We start from the raw sequence: 14875 nt of genomic DNA on the forward strand, positions 1-14875 counted from the left end.
TAAAAAAGGCTTCGGGAAAATTTCTCGAAGCCTTTTTATTTATCTTAAAATTAAATTTAATGATGATGGCCTACATGAGAATGATCATGGAATAAATGCATCATTAAAGCCAATGAAACTCCCAAAATAACCAATCCTATTTTAGACCAATCAATATTGTGGTTTTTATTACTTTCAAATATAATAACAGAAGAGATATGCAGGAAGATTCCGCCTACAATGGCTAAAAAGTAAGGTTGCCAAGCTGGATTAAAATAGTTTCCTAAAAGCATTCCAAACGGTGAAGCTAAAGCAAATAACGCAACAATTAATATTGAAGGATAAGATATTTTTGAATTTGTTCTGTTAAATAAAAATGCTCCCAAAATAAAAGAAATAGGCAAGTTATGAAACAAAATTCCCAACAGATAAGGTGAAAACGGGTTCGTTTCATTAGCTAAAGGAATTCCTTCAATAAAAGCATGAATAAAAAGCCCGACCATTAATGCCATCGGAAGAATATTGCTTTCTCCATGATGATGAAAATGTCCGTGCTCAAAACCTTTAGTCAAGGCTTCAAGAATCATCTGTAGCAAAACTCCACCAATAACGAAAATCCCAAGATTACCAATGTCTGAAGTATAAACCTGTGGAAAAACTTCATTTAAACAAATGGTAATTAAAAATCCGGCACTTAAAATCAATAAATTTTTGGAAAATTTTTCTTTTTGTCCAAAATATTTACCGAGTAAAACTCCGGCAACGACACTTAAAATAAGGAGAATGAAAATCATATTAATTAAAAATGGGTGATAAACAAAATAAAACAATGACCAGATTCACACCTATTATCATAAGATGTATACCAAAGTTAGTTTTATTTTGAAATAAAATTTTCTTGAAAAAGATTACAAATATTCCAATGATTACTAATAAACTTGAAATAACAAATGGAAGTGGAGGTGTATGACTATGAAAATATCCGAACTTAATTCCACCAAATATTGAAATTAATGTTAATATTGTAAATAATATATTGGTCACCATTCAAAGTGCAATTTTTTGATTTATTTTTTCTTAAATAAATTGATACAACGTGGTGAAATATCTTTATTGAAATCATTCAATTGATAATCTCCCCAGATTTTAACTCTCTCAAAACCGCTTTCTTCAGCATAATTTTTAATGGTTTCCAAAGTATGAAGCTTTACTTTTTCGAAAAAGTGATGAGATTTTCCGTCTGCTTCAAATCTTATATTTTTAATAATATGTCTGTCTTCGATTTTTTTAGAAATTTTAAAATCAATTCCTTCTCTGCTGATAACTGTTTCAGGAACCAAAGTGTTTCGTACGAATTCTTCATTCAGATAATCTAAAACAAAATAACCGTCTTTTTTCAAAGCATTGTAAACCGATTGAAAAACTTTTTTATCATCTTCTACATTATCAAAATATCCGAAGCTTGTAAAAAGATTAAAAACCGCATCTACAGGATCGTAATCAATAGGATTTCGCATATCGTGAACATCGAAAATCAACGTTTGGTTCTCAAACTGTTTATTATGCTCAATACTTTGGCGGGAAAGATCTAATCCCAATACATCGTAACCCAATTTATTAAGAAAAACCGAGTGTCTTCCCTTTCCACAAGCAAGATCAATGATTTTTGCCGATTGAGGAAGCTCTAACTCTGAAGTAAGCTTAGTGATAAAGTTTTCAGCTTCTGTATAATTTCTGTTGCTGTATAATAAGTGATAATAAGGGGTATCAAACCAAGATTCAAACCATTCCATGATGCAAAAATAGTGTTTTTGATTGATGGTACATCGTTGTTGGTTGATGGTTTTTATAAGATAGAGCGATTTCTATCAACTATAAACTGACAACCAACAACTAAAATGACTATTTTTGCAAAATGGATACAGAAAATCTAAAAATTCAGATAAAAACATTCTTCGGATTAGAACCTATTCTTGCTGAGGAAGTTAAAAAATTAGGTGGAAGAAATGTGGAACTTAAAAACCGTGCAGTAAACTGTGAAGGTGATTTAGGTTTTTTATATAAAGTTAATTACGCTGCAAGAACTGCATTGAAAGTTTTGGTGCCGATTGAAGAGTTTAAAGCTTATAATGAAAGCAAATATTACGATAAACTTTTCAAATTTGAATGGGACGAATTTATGGATGTCAATCAGACTTTTGCCATCGATTCTACCGTAAACTCAGAAAGATTCAGTCATTCTCAGTTTATGACTTTTAAGATGAAAGATGCCATCGTAGATTATTTCCAAAATAAATACGGGAAAAGACCAAGTATTGAAACAAAATCTCCGGATATCAAATTTCATTTGCACATCGACAGAGAATTGGTCACGATTTCATTAGATTCTTCAGGTGATGCTTTGTTTAAAAGAGGCTACAGAAAAGAGCAGGGTGAAGCGCCAATCAATGAAGTTTTGGCAAGCGGGATGTTGCAATTGGCAGGTTGGGACGGGAAAGGAAATTTCCTTGATCCGATGTGCGGTTCTGGAACACTTTTAATTGAAGCGGCAATGATTGCTTTGGATCTTCCGGCACAGACTTTTAGAAAAAGGTTTGGTTTCCAAAACTGGAAAAACTATGATGCGGATTTATTTTCAAAAATAAAAGAAGTAAGAATTAATCGTGTGAAAGAATTTACAGGTAAAATTGTAGGATACGATATTGATGGCAGAATGTTGAATGCTGCAGAAGCAAACATAGAATCTGCAGAAATGGAAGATTTGATTGAGGTAAGAAGACAAGATTTCTTCGAATCTAAAAAAGATTTATTCCCGTTATTAATGGTTTTCAACCCGCCTTATGATGAACGAATTTCTATTAATGATGATGATTTTTACAAAAAAATAGGAGATACTTTCAAAACACATTATCCAAATACTTTGGCTTGGCTGATTTCTTCAGATCTGGAAGCAGTAAAGAAAATCGGACTTCGACCTTCAAGAAAAATAAAACTTTTCAACGGAAAACTGGAAACCAGATTTTTACAGTATGAAATGTATGAGGGAACGAAAAAAGTTCATAAATTAGATGAAAATAAAAAATAAATATGCCTTTTGATTTTCTTGATGGTTTGTCAGTTCTTGCAGAATTTTTAAGTTTTGGATCTTCTTCAAAATCATCTTCGGATTCTGAAAAAAATACAAAACCTTCAAAAAAATCAAAATACACAACAGAATTATGGAGTGGAAGCTTTCTTGTGATCGCTTCCATTCTTTATTTTATTGTTTTCAAAGATCCTTTTCCGGAAGAAAATTATATACAAAGTGTACTAATTTGTACTCTTATCGGTTTTGCTATTTATTTCATTCTATTTTTCTCGCTTTATCATCTCGGACTTTTTTATTTTAAAAGTCTTTTTAAACTTATTTTTTTTAGTAGTTCGGTGATTTTGCTGGCGATTTCTTTTGTACTATTCATTTATTACCAATCAGGAATTTTCTTTTAGAAAATACTTTTATTTCTTTTACAAAACAGTTTAAATTTCTTCTTTTTTCTGCCAAGGAAATTTACCCTCTACTTCAACCTGAATAGAAATGCTCAGAAAAGTACGGATGAGCACAATTAATCCTAAAGCTAAAAGCCGGTCAATCGTCGGTTCAGTAACAACTGTTGCGATAATATCTCCAGCAACAAGAATCTCAAGACCTAATAAAATTGCTTTTCCTAATTCCTGCTTTAGTATTTTATAAGATCTGGGATTGGTACTTTGAATAGAAAATAAATACTTTATTAAAGCGATTACTGCTCCGGCGAAAATCGTAAGTACCCCGATAACTTCAATAATTCTGGCAATATAATCTATATAAATTTTAATTTCTTCCATTTTGGCGTAAACATTTTAAGAGAAAATTAAGATACTAATTTTAATTAATTTTTGACCTCCAATAAGTTTTAAAGATTTGAAATTGCAAAAATAAATCTGCGTAATCAGCAAAATCAGCGTAATGGAATTTTATAAATCAAATTACTAATTTAGAATGTTCTTTAAAAAAATTTAAATAAGAAATTATTATTGTGCACTTTTTGTCATATTAGAAAAGTCTTTGTATGCTTAGTTAAGTGAAATTGAAGATTAGACGAAGTCAAACGCCTTTGTGAGCTTAAAAACAGTGAATTGTTTAAAGAAATCTTTGCGCTCTTTGCGTCAAAATTTTTATTATGATCAAAAATGATAGACATATAAGAAATATTTAAATCCACAAAATAACCAACAAACTTCCCACAGAAATAAGCGCCCAAAGCAAGACACCCTGAATTAATGGTTTAATTCCAACAGCTTTTAAAGCAGTGATGCTCATGTTTGAACCAATAAGAAATAAAGTAAAGGTTAAACCTTTTTTAGCAAGAAAAACGATGTGTTCTGAAATAGCTTCCACAGCTGGAATATAAGAGCTTGCTACAATTGCTAACACAAACAGAAAAATAAAATAGGGGATTTTTATTTTACCGGTTCCATTCTTTTTATTGATAAATGCAAAAAGCAAACTTATAGGAATAATCCAAAGTGCCCGTTCTAATTTTACCGTCGTTGCAATTTTAAGAGCTTCATTTCCAAATTTTGAAGAAGCACCAACAACCGAACTCGTATCATGTATCGCCACAGCGCACCAAAGTCCGAATTGATGCTGATCCATGCTTAAAAGATGTCCTAAAACAGGAAATAGAAATAATGCAATCGAATTGAGCGCAAAAATAGTTGCCAAAGAAACTGAAGTTTCATTTTCATCAGCGTTTATAACCGGAGCAATAGCAGCAATTGCACTTCCGCCACAAATTGCAGTACCTGCAGAAATTAGGGTAGAGGTATTTTTACGTATTTTCAAAAAATTTCCGATCAGAATTCCTGCAGTTAATGTGAGAAATATGGATGCTACTGTAAATACGAATCCTTCTTTCCCGGCTTTCATTGCTTCGTGGATATTCATTCCGAATCCTAAACCAACCACAGAAAATTGCAATAGAAAATGAGTGAGTTTCCCTTGATATTTTTTAAATGAATCCGGAACAATTGACGAAACCAAAAATCCTAATACCAATGCTAAAGGCGCATCTATAAATGGAAGTAAGCAAATAAATAAAGCAAAAAAGAAAATAAATTTTCTGAGCGAAGGTGAAATGTTTTGTATCATAACGATGAATTTCTTTCTACAAAATTCAGAAAACTAAATCACATTCAGTTATGATAAAATATTATCTATTATTACTTTATGTTATTGTTTAAAAAGCTTAAAAATAATTTTGGAATATTTTTTAAAGAACCATGAAGTTCTACAGAATAGAAGGAGCGCAACATTTCTAAGTTGTCGATATCTAAAATTTTTAGTTTTCCGGCAATAATTTCGTCTGTTATAGAATAAACGGAAACAAAACCAATGCACTCTGATACTTTTAAATACGATTTTATGCTTTCGGTACTTCCAAGATAGGCTTCTGTTTGAATGTCTTTTCTTAGAATTCCAATTTGTTTTAAATAAACATTCAAAACATCTAAACTTCCGGAACCTTGCTCCCGAAACACCCATGGAAACTGCAAAATATCATAAACAGAACAACTGTTTCTTTTGGCTAAAGGATGATTTGCATTTACAGTACACACCAATTCATCTTTTCCAATTTCGGCATATTTCAGCTGAGATTTTCCGGAAATACCTTCAATAAATCCTAAATCAATTTTTTTCTGAATCAGTAAATTTTCAATTTCTTCTGTATTATTGTTGAATAAAGTAATCTCGATTCCTTGATGTTGAGAAGTAAATTGTGCAAGAATTTTTGGAAGAATATATTGTGCAATGGTTGTACTTGCTCCAATTTTGAGGGTTCCGTCATATTTATTTTTAACCTGATTCATGACGAACTTTCCTTCTTCGTAAAGATTCATAATCTCTTCTGCAAAAGTCGAATACTTTTCGCCTTCCAAAGTTAACTTCACACCTTGTTTGGTTCGTTCAAAAAGCTGAACTCCCAACTCATCTTCCAAAGTTTTGATGTGTTTACTCACTGCAGGTTGCGTGATAAATAAAGCTTCGGAAGCTTTAGAGAAATTCAGATGTTTTTTTACTTCCAGAAAAACTTTTAGTCGGAAATCTGACATGAAATTTTTTTATAAAAGTAACTATTTTTTATTTTTAACAAACAATTCAATTCTACATTTGCAAACTGTCTCGCAAAATGGTTAATTTTGAAAAATTTTCAATTTGAAACCTACTATTTCCATCGTTGTTGCTATTTTTAACCGAAAAGATGAACTTTTCGAGCTATTAAATTCACTCAATTCTCAGACTGATAAAGACTTTGAGGTGATTATCGTTGATGATGGTTCTTTGATTGATTTACAACCGACAATCCATCAATTCGAAGAAATTTTAAATATAAAATATTTCAAAAAAACCAATTCAGGACCTGGTTTATCGAGAAATTACGGTGCAAAAAGAGCTTCAAATGATTGGTTGGTTTTTGTAGACAGTGATGTGATTGTAGAGAAAGATTATATTGAAAATATTAAAAACGATATTCTTACCATTCCTTGCGATGCTTTTGGTGGAGCCGATAAAGCGCATAAAGGTTTTAATCTGATGCAGAAAGCGATTTCCTATTCTATGACTTCCGTTTTTACAACAGGCGGAATCAGAGGAAATAAAAAAGCGGTTTCAAAATTTCAGCCGAGGAGTTTTAATATGGGCGTGAAAAAAGAAGTTTTTGAGAAGGTAGGTGGTTTTTCTGAAATGAGAATTGGTGAAGATCCTGATCTTTCGATGACGCTTTGGGAAAATGGTTTTACCACTGCTTTTTTTGATACTATTGCAGTGTATCACAAACGAAGAGTAGACTTTGGAAAGTTTTCAAAACAGGTCTATCAGTTCGGTTGTGCAAGACCGATTCTTAATCAAAGACATCCTAATTACGTGAAAATTTCTTTCGCATTTCCAACTTTGTTTTTGTTAGGTTACGTTTTAGGATTTATTGAATATTTTATTTTGGGAAAAGGTTTTATCCTTTCTCTTTTCGGATTGTACACTTTCATGGTTTTAATTCATGCTACCATTGTTACTAAAAATATTGCAATTGGCGCAATGGCGGTGATTTCAACGTATATTCAAATGTTTTCTTATGGATATGGTTTTTTAAAATCGTGGACTTTATTAAATGTTTTAAAGATGAAACCTGAAGATGCATTTCCTAAACATTTTCATAAAGTTTAAATTATAGTTTGTCATTGGCTACGCCGAACCTTTGATTTCTGACGAAGGAAGAATCTCAGCTTATAAAAAGATTCTTCACTTCACTTCGTTACGTTCAGAATGACATTAAGAATCCAAAATTTTTCAAAAAAATAATAAAAGCTGTCAAAATTTTGACAGCTTTTATACAATAATTAAAATATGGATGATATGGTTTCATGGTTTAGAACACCTGTTTTGAGCATGCATTCTTTCATCTTTTCGTAAGTACGTTCGATATCGTGATCGAGACCGATTGAGAATCTTATTAATCCGTCAGAAATTCCCATTGCTTCACGTTCCTCTTCAGGAATTTCTGATGAAGTTGAGCTTCCAGAGCATGAGAATAATGTTTTATAAAAGCCTAAACTTACCGCTAAATAACCTAGGTTTTCCTGCTGCATCATTTCCATCAATTCGTTGGCTTTGTCTGTTGTTCCTGCATCTAAAGTCAGTAATCCGCCAAATCCGTATTCTTCATGCATCATGCTTTTCATTAATTCATGATTTTTATGAGACTTTAAACCCGGATATGAAACTTTTAAACCATCTTCCTCAAATCTTTCAGCTAAAAATAAAGCGTTGTGACTGTGCTGTTTCATTCTGATATGAAGCGTTCTTAAATTTTTAAGAATACTTGCCGAGCGGAAACTGTCCATTGTAGGACCCAAAAGCATACACGCTCCGTTGTTTACATTTTTGGTGTCATTTATGAATTCCTGACTTGCACAATAAACTCCACCCACAGTATCACTGCTTCCGTTGATGAATTTGGTTAAACTGTGAATCACAATATCTGCTCCCAAAAGAGTAGGAGAGATGGTAAGTGGAGAAAAAGTATTGTCTACAATAAGTTTTAGGTTATGTCTTTTGCAGATCTCTGAAAGTTTTCTAAGGTCGGCAACTTCCAAAAGAGGGTTGCTTACACTTTCGCAATATATAATCTTTGTGTTTTCGTTAATAGCATTTTCTATAGATTCAAAATTATTGATATCTACAAATGAAGTTTCGATCTGGAAAGGTGGCAGAAAATTTTTCATAAAAGCATACGTTCCGCCGTAAATTGTTCTGCTTGAAATAATATGATCACCCGATTTGCAAACCTGCATCAAAACAGAAGTAATGGCGCCCATTCCTGAAGCGGTAACATTGGCAGCTTCAGTATTTTCCATTTTTGCCAAAGCCTCAGAAAGGTAAAGATTCATCGGGGAAGAATGTCTTGAATATAGATAGCAACCTTCCGCATTACCTTCGAAAGTATCAAACATTGTTTTCGCTGAAAGAAAAGTATACGTTGAACTGTCAGAAATTGAAGGATTTACCCCTCCGAATTCTCCGAAATACTGAAGATCCTGTATTTCATTAGCCGCATTGAAATGGTTCATATTTTTTTGTTTTAAAAATGAATATTTCTGATAATTATTACAACTATAATTTAAATATTTAGAAAATAAAACTGTCAGATTTTGTTTTTGTAGAATATAAGTTGGTTATATTTGTTTTATTCTAAATTTTAGTAAAATATTATCTATGACTTTTGATGAAACTGATAAAAAACTGCTGCAATATTTACAGGAAGACTGCAAACAAACCACCAAAGAACTGTCTTACAAGCTTGGTCTTTCAGTAACTGCGGTCTATGAACGCATCAGAAAACTCGAAAATTCAGGTGTAATTTCCAAATATGTAGCTTTGGTTGACAAGACAAAAATTGACAGAAAATTTTTGATCTTATGTCATGTGAAACTTACGCAGCACAAAAAAGAATATGTGATGCAGTTTGAAAAAGAAGTAATGAATCTACAGGAAGTCACCGAATGTTTTCATGTAAGCGGCGATTACGATTATATTTTAAAAATCTGCCTGAAAGATATGGATGATTACAGAAATTTTATGGTGACCAAACTCACGACTTTGCAGCATATTGCAAGTACACACAGCTCTTTCACGATCTCTGAAGTGAAAAATACAACCAAAATTATTTTATAGTATACCATCGAACGTGGTTATTATGTTTTTGGCAGCTTTTTCCGCCTTCCGCTCCCAATCTTTTTTGTTGGTTTCGACAAGCTCAACCAACAAAAAAGGATTTCCGCTCAAGTCGGGCTGCAAAGTAGTTCGTATTTTAGAATTTAGCTTTAAAATTAAACTAAAACTCCGTTTTTAGAAGTGATTGCATCTGGTAAATCTTTGTCACCTCCCATTTGTAAAAGGTCAACCTCTATACTTCGGCAAATTGCAAGCATAGGAATATCAAACATCAAACCTTCGAAGGGGTTTTCAGAATAATCACCCACCAATTCCATAATAATATAAATCCAGCCAATCGTAATACAGAAAGGAATAGAAGCCCAAATTCCCCAATCTCCAAGCTTGGCAAATTCGCTCACCAAACCTAAAGGAAGCAGCATAATAAAGATGACGTTAAAAACAAAAGCGGTACTCGCAAACTGTCTAGGTAAAGGGAATTTTTTAATTCTCTCGGCTTGTCCCTGCAAAGTATAAAATTCATTAAGGCAATCTTGTAACTGTATTTGGTTGAATTCTGAAATGGCTTCCCTATTTTTCAGCTCATTCACATCTTTCGATTGCTGAGCAATAAGGTAAGTTGCAAAGTTTTTATAATGATTTTGTAGCTCAGCTTCTTCTTCAGATAAATATTTATTGAGGAAAATAGGAGTTCTTCCATAGTCCGGAAAACCTGCTTTTATCAAACGATTTCGTTTGTGATCGATATTTTTAAAATGCTCTTCTTCTACTTTAATATGCTCCCATTCAGCTGGAACCAAAAGCTGTTCACGAAAAGCATACAGCCATGCAATATGACGGTGAACAATTTTTTTCTTGCGGTCTTCTATATCAAACTTTCCTAAATTTTCATTGTTGGTATCAAAAGCATAAACCATAGAAGCAAACGAACGGCTTGAATTGACAATTCCGCCCCAAATTTTTCGGGCTTCCCACAACCTGTCGTATGCCTGATTATTTTTAAAACCGACCAAAAACGCTTCTGCTGTACCAATCAAAGCAACCGGAACCCAGGGAATAATCATCCAGTCCCAATGAAAAACGTGAAAAAGTACAGCAATCAAAGTACACCAAACAGCAATTAAAATTAAGTGGAATCCTGATAAGTTAAGAACCTGCCTGTAATTGACGTATTTTGTAGTGATCATTTAAATGTAAAATTTTTGTATAACCAAGTTAGCAAAAAGTGTACAAAAAAACCTCTAAAAATTTTAGAGGTCTTATTATTTATTTTTTGTCTGAATTAATATTTCAGCATTTCTTCGATTTTTGCACTTAGCTTTTCAGCATTTGGAAGCATTTCTTTTTCCAAAACTAAATTGATTGGAACTGCAGGAGTATCAAGCGATCCCATCGTTTCTACAGGCGCATCAAGATATTTGAAGCAGTTTTTAGAAATACGGTGTGCAAAGGCTTCAGCGAAAGAGTTGTTCAGCTGTTCTTCCGTTAAAACGATACATTTTCCGTGTGCTTTTACTCTTTCAAAAACCAGTTCTTCATCCAAAGGAATAAGGGTTCTTAAGTCAATTACTTCCACTTTTTCACCAAAATTCTTTACGGCTTCTTTAGCCCAATAAACTCCCATTCCGTAAGTGATTACCACTACAGTATTTCCTTTTTTGATTTGATTTTCATCAGCTTCGATTACGATTTTTCCTTTTCCAAAAGGTAAAATATAGTCTTCCGCAGGCTCAATCGTTTTTGCATCTTCAGTTCCTGGAACTTTGCTCCAATATAATCCTTTATGCTCTAACATTACAACAGGATTCGGGTCGTAATAAGCTGCTTTTAATAAACCTTTGAAATCAGCTGCGTTGCTTGGATAAGCGATTTTAATTCCTTTAATATTTGCTAAAATACTTTCTACACTTCCGCTATGGTAAGGTCCGCCACCGCCGTAAGCTCCGATCGGAACACGGATGATATTGCTCACAGGGAATTTACCCTGACTTAAATAACTAGATTTTGAAATTTCCGTGATCAACTGATTGATTCCCGGATAAATATAATCAGCAAACTGTACTTCAACAATCGGTTTCAAACCAACTGCGCTCATTCCGGTTGTAGAACCAATGATGTAAGCTTCCTGAATTGCTGTATTGAAAACTCTTTTGCTTCCGAATTTCTTTCCTAAAGTTACTGTTTCACGGAAAACTCCACCAATTCTTTCACCAACATCCTGTCCGTACAACAATGCTTCCGGATGTTTCCACATAATTTCCTGAATGGCATGAATAGCTGCATCTACCATCACGATTTTTTCTCCGCCTTCAGGTTCACGAGTTCCAACTTCTTCTGTAATAGGAGTCGGAGCGAAAATATGTTGCATCACTGTTTCAGGCTTCGGATCTTCGGCTTTTTGAGCTTTTTCGAATGCTTCTTCAGCTTCAAGACGAGCTTTTTTAGTGATTTGTTTTAATAATTCTTCATCAACACCAGATTCCAGCAATTGATTTCTCAGGATTTCTCCCGGATCTTTTGCTCTGTGCTTCGTTAAATCTTCTTCATCTCTATAGAATTCTCTTCTCACTCCGGAAGTGTGATGACCAATCAAAACTGTTTTTGCACAAACAACCAAAGGTTTTCTTTCTGCTCTTACAAAATCTACAGCTTTTTTCATTACTTCGAAGCTTTCAACGAAATTGGTTCCGTCAACACGCATTCTTCCCAAACCTTCAAACCCCGCTACGAAATCATAGGCATCACAAGTTCTTGCTTCTTCTTTGGTAACCGAAATTCCCCATTCATTATCCTGAACCAAGAAAATAATAGGAAGCTGGTGTAAAGCTGCAAATTGCAACGCTTCACTTACTTCACCTTCAGTCACAGAATTATCTCCAAGACTACAAACAACCACGGGATTGTTTTCAAATTGCTGTAAATTAAAATCCTGAATATATTTTATTCCTTGAGCAACTCCCGCTGTAGGAATTGTCTGCATTCCGGTTGCTGAACTTTGGTGAATAATTTTTGGTTTGTCTTCATCTCTGCTAGAAGGATGAGAATAGTAAGATCTACCACCAGAGAAAGGATCATCTGCTTTCGCTAATAATTGTAACATTAATTGGTAAGGCTGAAAACCTATTCCCAAAAGAATGCTTTCGTCTCTGTAATAAGGAGAAACCCAGTCTTCTTTTTTTAATTGGTAAGCCGTTGCCAACTGAATAGCCTCATGACCTCTTGATGTGCTATGAACATATTTGGTAACATTTCTGTTCTCTTCATAAATATCTGCCATTGCTTTTGCAAGCATCATGTGATTGTACGCTTTAAGCAAAATATCTTTTGAAACTTTCTCGTGAAGTGTATTTTCCATAGGAAGCAAATATACATAAAAAAACAAAACACTAACAAGTGTTAGTGTTTTGCGTAAAATTATATCTGAATTATAATTATTCTTTGATAACTTTCTTAGAAATAACGTCTTTATCAGTTTTTACTTCAATGATATAGATACCATTGGTGTAAGAAGATAAACTAATTGTTTCTTGAGCGCTATTGATTACTCCATTTTGTAATTTCTTGCCAGATAAATCATATACTGTGTAACTAGATTTTTTAGGTGCTTTTAAGATGTTTACAACATCTTTTGTAAGAGTTGGTGCAATAACAATTCCGTTTGTTGAATTTGCAACATCTTTTGTTCCTAAAACCTCATTGAATCCTGTAACGATTATAGAATAGTTTTGAGGAGCAGCTGTACCCGCACTATTCACCAATGTTCCTTTATTAGTTACTTCTATTCTATAAGTTCTACCCGCAACTGGATTATCTAAAACTACTTGTTCTACGTTATCTACAGTATTATCAGCTTTTGTTGCTGGTGTCATTGGGCTGTTTGCATCTAATTTCCAAGGTTGATATACAGTATTAGTTGTAGTATCAATAATTCTTACATCTAAATCGTTTATTAGCCTTGAAGATCTGTTGTTGTAAGCTTGTGCCCATGTTAGGTTAGCAGGTAAAACAAATGCAGGATCAATCCAAGAAACAGTTACTTTAAGAGGTTCTGTTCCGGATGCTTTAATTGTCTTGCTGTTAGCAACCCCACTTGCTAATGTTTCATCAGTGAAAATTACAGTATTGTTTGATTTTCCGACTAATAGCTCTGCTCCTTTTTTGCTATCAATGAATCCCCATCCAAATAATGGATCTGGTCCTACATTCCCAGCTTCAGCTGCAGAATGTATCATTAATGTTTTTGCTGAAGCAGCATTTAATTCATTATTGTTAAATAATTGTTTGTTGATTTGTGTCCATAAACCAATAATACCAGTAACTACAGGTGCTGAATATGATGTACCATCACCAACAGTTAAGCTGTTACTTCCTACTGTATCTTCTGCTGTTGATGCACTTCCAACTGAAGTTCCAACTGCAGTTATATCTGGCTTTATACCACCGTCATCTCTAGGACCAGCACTACTGTAATCAGAATGGATAACATTGCTTGCAGTAACATACCTTCCGTTGTTTGCTGTTATAATATCTGTAGCACCTACAACAATTATATTTTTGGCTAATGATCCATTACTAATACAGTCGTATCCGAAAGAGCAATTTGTAAGAGGTAAAGTATCAGTAGCAGCAAATGCAACTAAGTTATTATTAGCATCAGAGTAATATTTTGGCGCGTTATTTCCCCCAGGTAAATCAGGGCCGGTACCAAAATAGTTTCCAGATGATTTTACGATAATGTAGGAAGGGTTACTATAAACAATCTGGTCATAATTTTGATCACTAGAAAAATATGTTCCCTGAAGGTCAGCTGATTGATTAGGGCTTGTAAAAGCTCCATTCCATACCAATGCAGCAGCACCAGAAACAGTTTCTATGCTCCATCCTGTATTTGTTCCGTAAGAGTGGTTAGAAATTTTCGGTTGTGCAGCAATAATTTTTTGGAAAACTGTACTTGTAGCAGTATTTCCAGGTAAAACACTATTTCTAAATGCATAAGAATCCATAGTAGAGTTTTTAGCAATACCCTGGAAGTTTATACTTCTCGGTGAACCATTAATTGTTAATGTTTGTGTATGCGCTCTTGCTCCAATAAATCCAGCTACTGAAGTTGCGTGCCCACTATAATTCATTGTGGTAGCTTCTTTACTCGTGATTCTGCCAGGAAGGTTGTCAAAAAATGCATGTCCTCCAAATACTCTACCTCCGTCAAAAATTGTAAACTTGATGTTTTCACCATTAAATGAACCGGTTAATCCAGTAATTGTTCCGTTTTGAAGAAAATCAGAATTAGAATTTTTAATTTGATCCATATCTTCGGCTTGTAGAAAATATGGTTTTCCACTTGGATCAAAACCAGATAAAGTACTTCTTTGTTCTTCTATTTCTTTTAAAATTTCTGGAGATTTATCTGCTCCATAACGTTTTGCAACATAAGAGTCAAATTTAGCATTGTTCTCTCTATTCTGTCTTTCAAAATCCCTCTTTAGCGCATCGTTACTTTGCGCGCTCATAAGAGAAATTGCCAATGTACTTACTAAAAGTAAATGTTTTTTCATGATAGATTATAAAAAATTATTACACGATTATGAGTGACAAATATATGAATTAATAACTTTCTTCGAGTAAAATTATTAAATTAGTAAAAAAATA

At 33.5% G+C, this 14875-nt stretch carries 13 protein-coding genes; 4 read left to right on the forward strand and 9 right to left on the reverse strand.

Going from position 1 to position 14875, the window contains the following annotated elements; all coding sequences use genetic code 11:
- Positions 1-56: 56 nt before the first annotated feature.
- Positions 57-773, reverse strand: a complete 717-nt coding sequence (locus tag BUR17_RS15945) for a ZIP family metal transporter (RefSeq protein WP_074231595.1) — start codon at positions 771-773, stop codon at positions 57-59.
- Positions 774-1046: 273 nt separating this feature from the next.
- Positions 1047-1772, reverse strand: coding sequence for a class I SAM-dependent methyltransferase (locus tag BUR17_RS15950; protein ID WP_074231596.1), 726 nt, complete (start codon positions 1770-1772; stop codon positions 1047-1049).
- A 122-nt stretch (positions 1773-1894) separates the two neighbouring features.
- Here BUR17_RS15950 and BUR17_RS15955 point away from each other — a divergent pair, with 122 nt between their 5' ends.
- Together BUR17_RS15955 and BUR17_RS15960 are read left to right on the forward strand one after the other, a co-directional pair.
- Positions 1895-3064 (forward strand): THUMP domain-containing class I SAM-dependent RNA methyltransferase, encoded by a 1170-nt coding sequence (locus BUR17_RS15955; protein WP_074231597.1) that lies wholly within the window; start codon positions 1895-1897, stop codon positions 3062-3064.
- A 2-nt stretch (positions 3065-3066) separates the two neighbouring features.
- Positions 3067-3465 carry a hypothetical protein gene (locus BUR17_RS15960; protein ID WP_074231598.1) on the forward strand — a complete coding sequence of 133 codons (399 nt, stop codon included), beginning with the start codon at positions 3067-3069 and terminating at the stop codon, positions 3463-3465.
- A 30-nt stretch (positions 3466-3495) separates the two neighbouring features.
- On the opposite strand, the gene BUR17_RS15965 is transcribed toward BUR17_RS15960, so the two are convergent.
- The 3 genes from BUR17_RS15965 to BUR17_RS15975 form a co-directional block, all read right to left on the reverse strand.
- Positions 3496-3843: a DUF1622 domain-containing protein gene (locus BUR17_RS15965; RefSeq protein ID WP_074231599.1), complete on the reverse strand. Its 348-nt coding sequence runs from the start codon at positions 3841-3843 to the stop codon at positions 3496-3498.
- A gap of 367 nt (positions 3844-4210) precedes the next feature.
- On the reverse strand, positions 4211-5149 hold the full coding sequence (locus tag BUR17_RS15970; protein ID WP_074231600.1) for a YeiH family protein: 939 nt from the start codon (positions 5147-5149) through the stop codon (positions 4211-4213).
- Positions 5150-5220: 71 nt separating this feature from the next.
- Positions 5221-6111, reverse strand: coding sequence for a LysR family transcriptional regulator (locus BUR17_RS15975; protein ID WP_074231601.1), 891 nt, complete (start codon positions 6109-6111; stop codon positions 5221-5223).
- Positions 6112-6214: 103 nt separating this feature from the next.
- On the opposite strand from BUR17_RS15975, the gene BUR17_RS15980 reads away from it, so the two are divergent.
- Complete coding sequence (locus BUR17_RS15980; protein ID WP_074231602.1) at positions 6215-7219, forward strand: glycosyltransferase; 1005 nt, start codon at positions 6215-6217, stop codon at positions 7217-7219.
- A 173-nt stretch (positions 7220-7392) separates the two neighbouring features.
- Here BUR17_RS15980 and BUR17_RS15985 read toward each other — a convergent pair whose 3' ends face one another.
- Positions 7393-8622, reverse strand: a complete 1230-nt coding sequence (locus tag BUR17_RS15985; RefSeq protein WP_074231603.1) for an aminotransferase class I/II-fold pyridoxal phosphate-dependent enzyme — start codon at positions 8620-8622, stop codon at positions 7393-7395.
- Between the two features lie 145 nt (positions 8623-8767).
- On the opposite strand from BUR17_RS15985, the gene BUR17_RS15990 reads away from it, so the two are divergent.
- Entirely contained in the window at positions 8768-9226 is a 459-nt protein-coding gene (locus BUR17_RS15990) for an Lrp/AsnC family transcriptional regulator (RefSeq protein ID WP_074231604.1), read from the forward strand.
- 155 nt (positions 9227-9381) lie between these two features.
- Here the strand turns inward: BUR17_RS15990 and BUR17_RS15995 are convergent, their stop codons facing one another.
- The 3 genes from BUR17_RS15995 to BUR17_RS16005 form a co-directional block, all read right to left on the reverse strand.
- Positions 9382-10413, reverse strand: a complete 1032-nt coding sequence (locus BUR17_RS15995) for a bestrophin family protein (protein WP_074231605.1) — start codon at positions 10411-10413, stop codon at positions 9382-9384.
- Between the two features lie 95 nt (positions 10414-10508).
- Positions 10509-12581 (reverse strand): alpha-ketoacid dehydrogenase subunit alpha/beta, encoded by a 2073-nt coding sequence (locus tag BUR17_RS16000; protein ID WP_074231606.1) that lies wholly within the window; start codon positions 12579-12581, stop codon positions 10509-10511.
- Positions 12582-12657: 76 nt separating this feature from the next.
- Positions 12658-14736, reverse strand: coding sequence for a S8 family peptidase (locus tag BUR17_RS16005; RefSeq protein WP_228418809.1), 2079 nt, complete (start codon positions 14734-14736; stop codon positions 12658-12660).
- Positions 14737-14875 lie beyond the last annotated feature (139 nt).

The organism is Chryseobacterium scophthalmum (genome assembly GCF_900143185.1).
GTDB lineage: Bacteria > Bacteroidota > Bacteroidia > Flavobacteriales > Weeksellaceae > Chryseobacterium > Chryseobacterium scophthalmum.

Bases quoted from the DNA above. Each gene is read 5' to 3' on its own strand.
- BUR17_RS15985 (WP_074231603.1), bottom strand. From the start codon at position 8,622: ATGAACCATTTCAATGCGGCTAATGAAATACAGGATCTTCAGTATTTC.
- BUR17_RS15990 (WP_074231604.1), top strand. From the start codon at position 8,768: ATGACTTTTGATGAAACTGATAAAAAACTGCTGCAATATTTACAGGAA.
- BUR17_RS15960 (WP_074231598.1), top strand. From the start codon at position 3,067: ATGCCTTTTGATTTTCTTGATGGTTTGTCAGTTCTTGCAGAATTTTTA.
- BUR17_RS15955 (WP_074231597.1), top strand. From the start codon at position 1,895: ATGGATACAGAAAATCTAAAAATTCAGATAAAAACATTCTTCGGATTA.
- BUR17_RS15970 (WP_074231600.1), bottom strand. From the start codon at position 5,149: ATGATACAAAACATTTCACCTTCGCTCAGAAAATTTATTTTCTTTTTT.
- BUR17_RS16000 (WP_074231606.1), bottom strand. From the start codon at position 12,581: ATGGAAAATACACTTCACGAGAAAGTTTCAAAAGATATTTTGCTTAAA.
- BUR17_RS15945 (WP_074231595.1), bottom strand. From the start codon at position 773: ATGATTTTCATTCTCCTTATTTTAAGTGTCGTTGCCGGAGTTTTACTC.
- BUR17_RS16005 (WP_228418809.1), bottom strand. From the start codon at position 14,736: ATGAGCGCGCAAAGTAACGATGCGCTAAAGAGGGATTTTGAAAGACAG.
- BUR17_RS15965 (WP_074231599.1), bottom strand. From the start codon at position 3,843: ATGGAAGAAATTAAAATTTATATAGATTATATTGCCAGAATTATTGAA.
- BUR17_RS15950 (WP_074231596.1), bottom strand. From the start codon at position 1,772: ATGGAATGGTTTGAATCTTGGTTTGATACCCCTTATTATCACTTATTA.
- BUR17_RS15975 (WP_074231601.1), bottom strand. From the start codon at position 6,111: ATGTCAGATTTCCGACTAAAAGTTTTTCTGGAAGTAAAAAAACATCTG.
- BUR17_RS15995 (WP_074231605.1), bottom strand. From the start codon at position 10,413: ATGATCACTACAAAATACGTCAATTACAGGCAGGTTCTTAACTTATCA.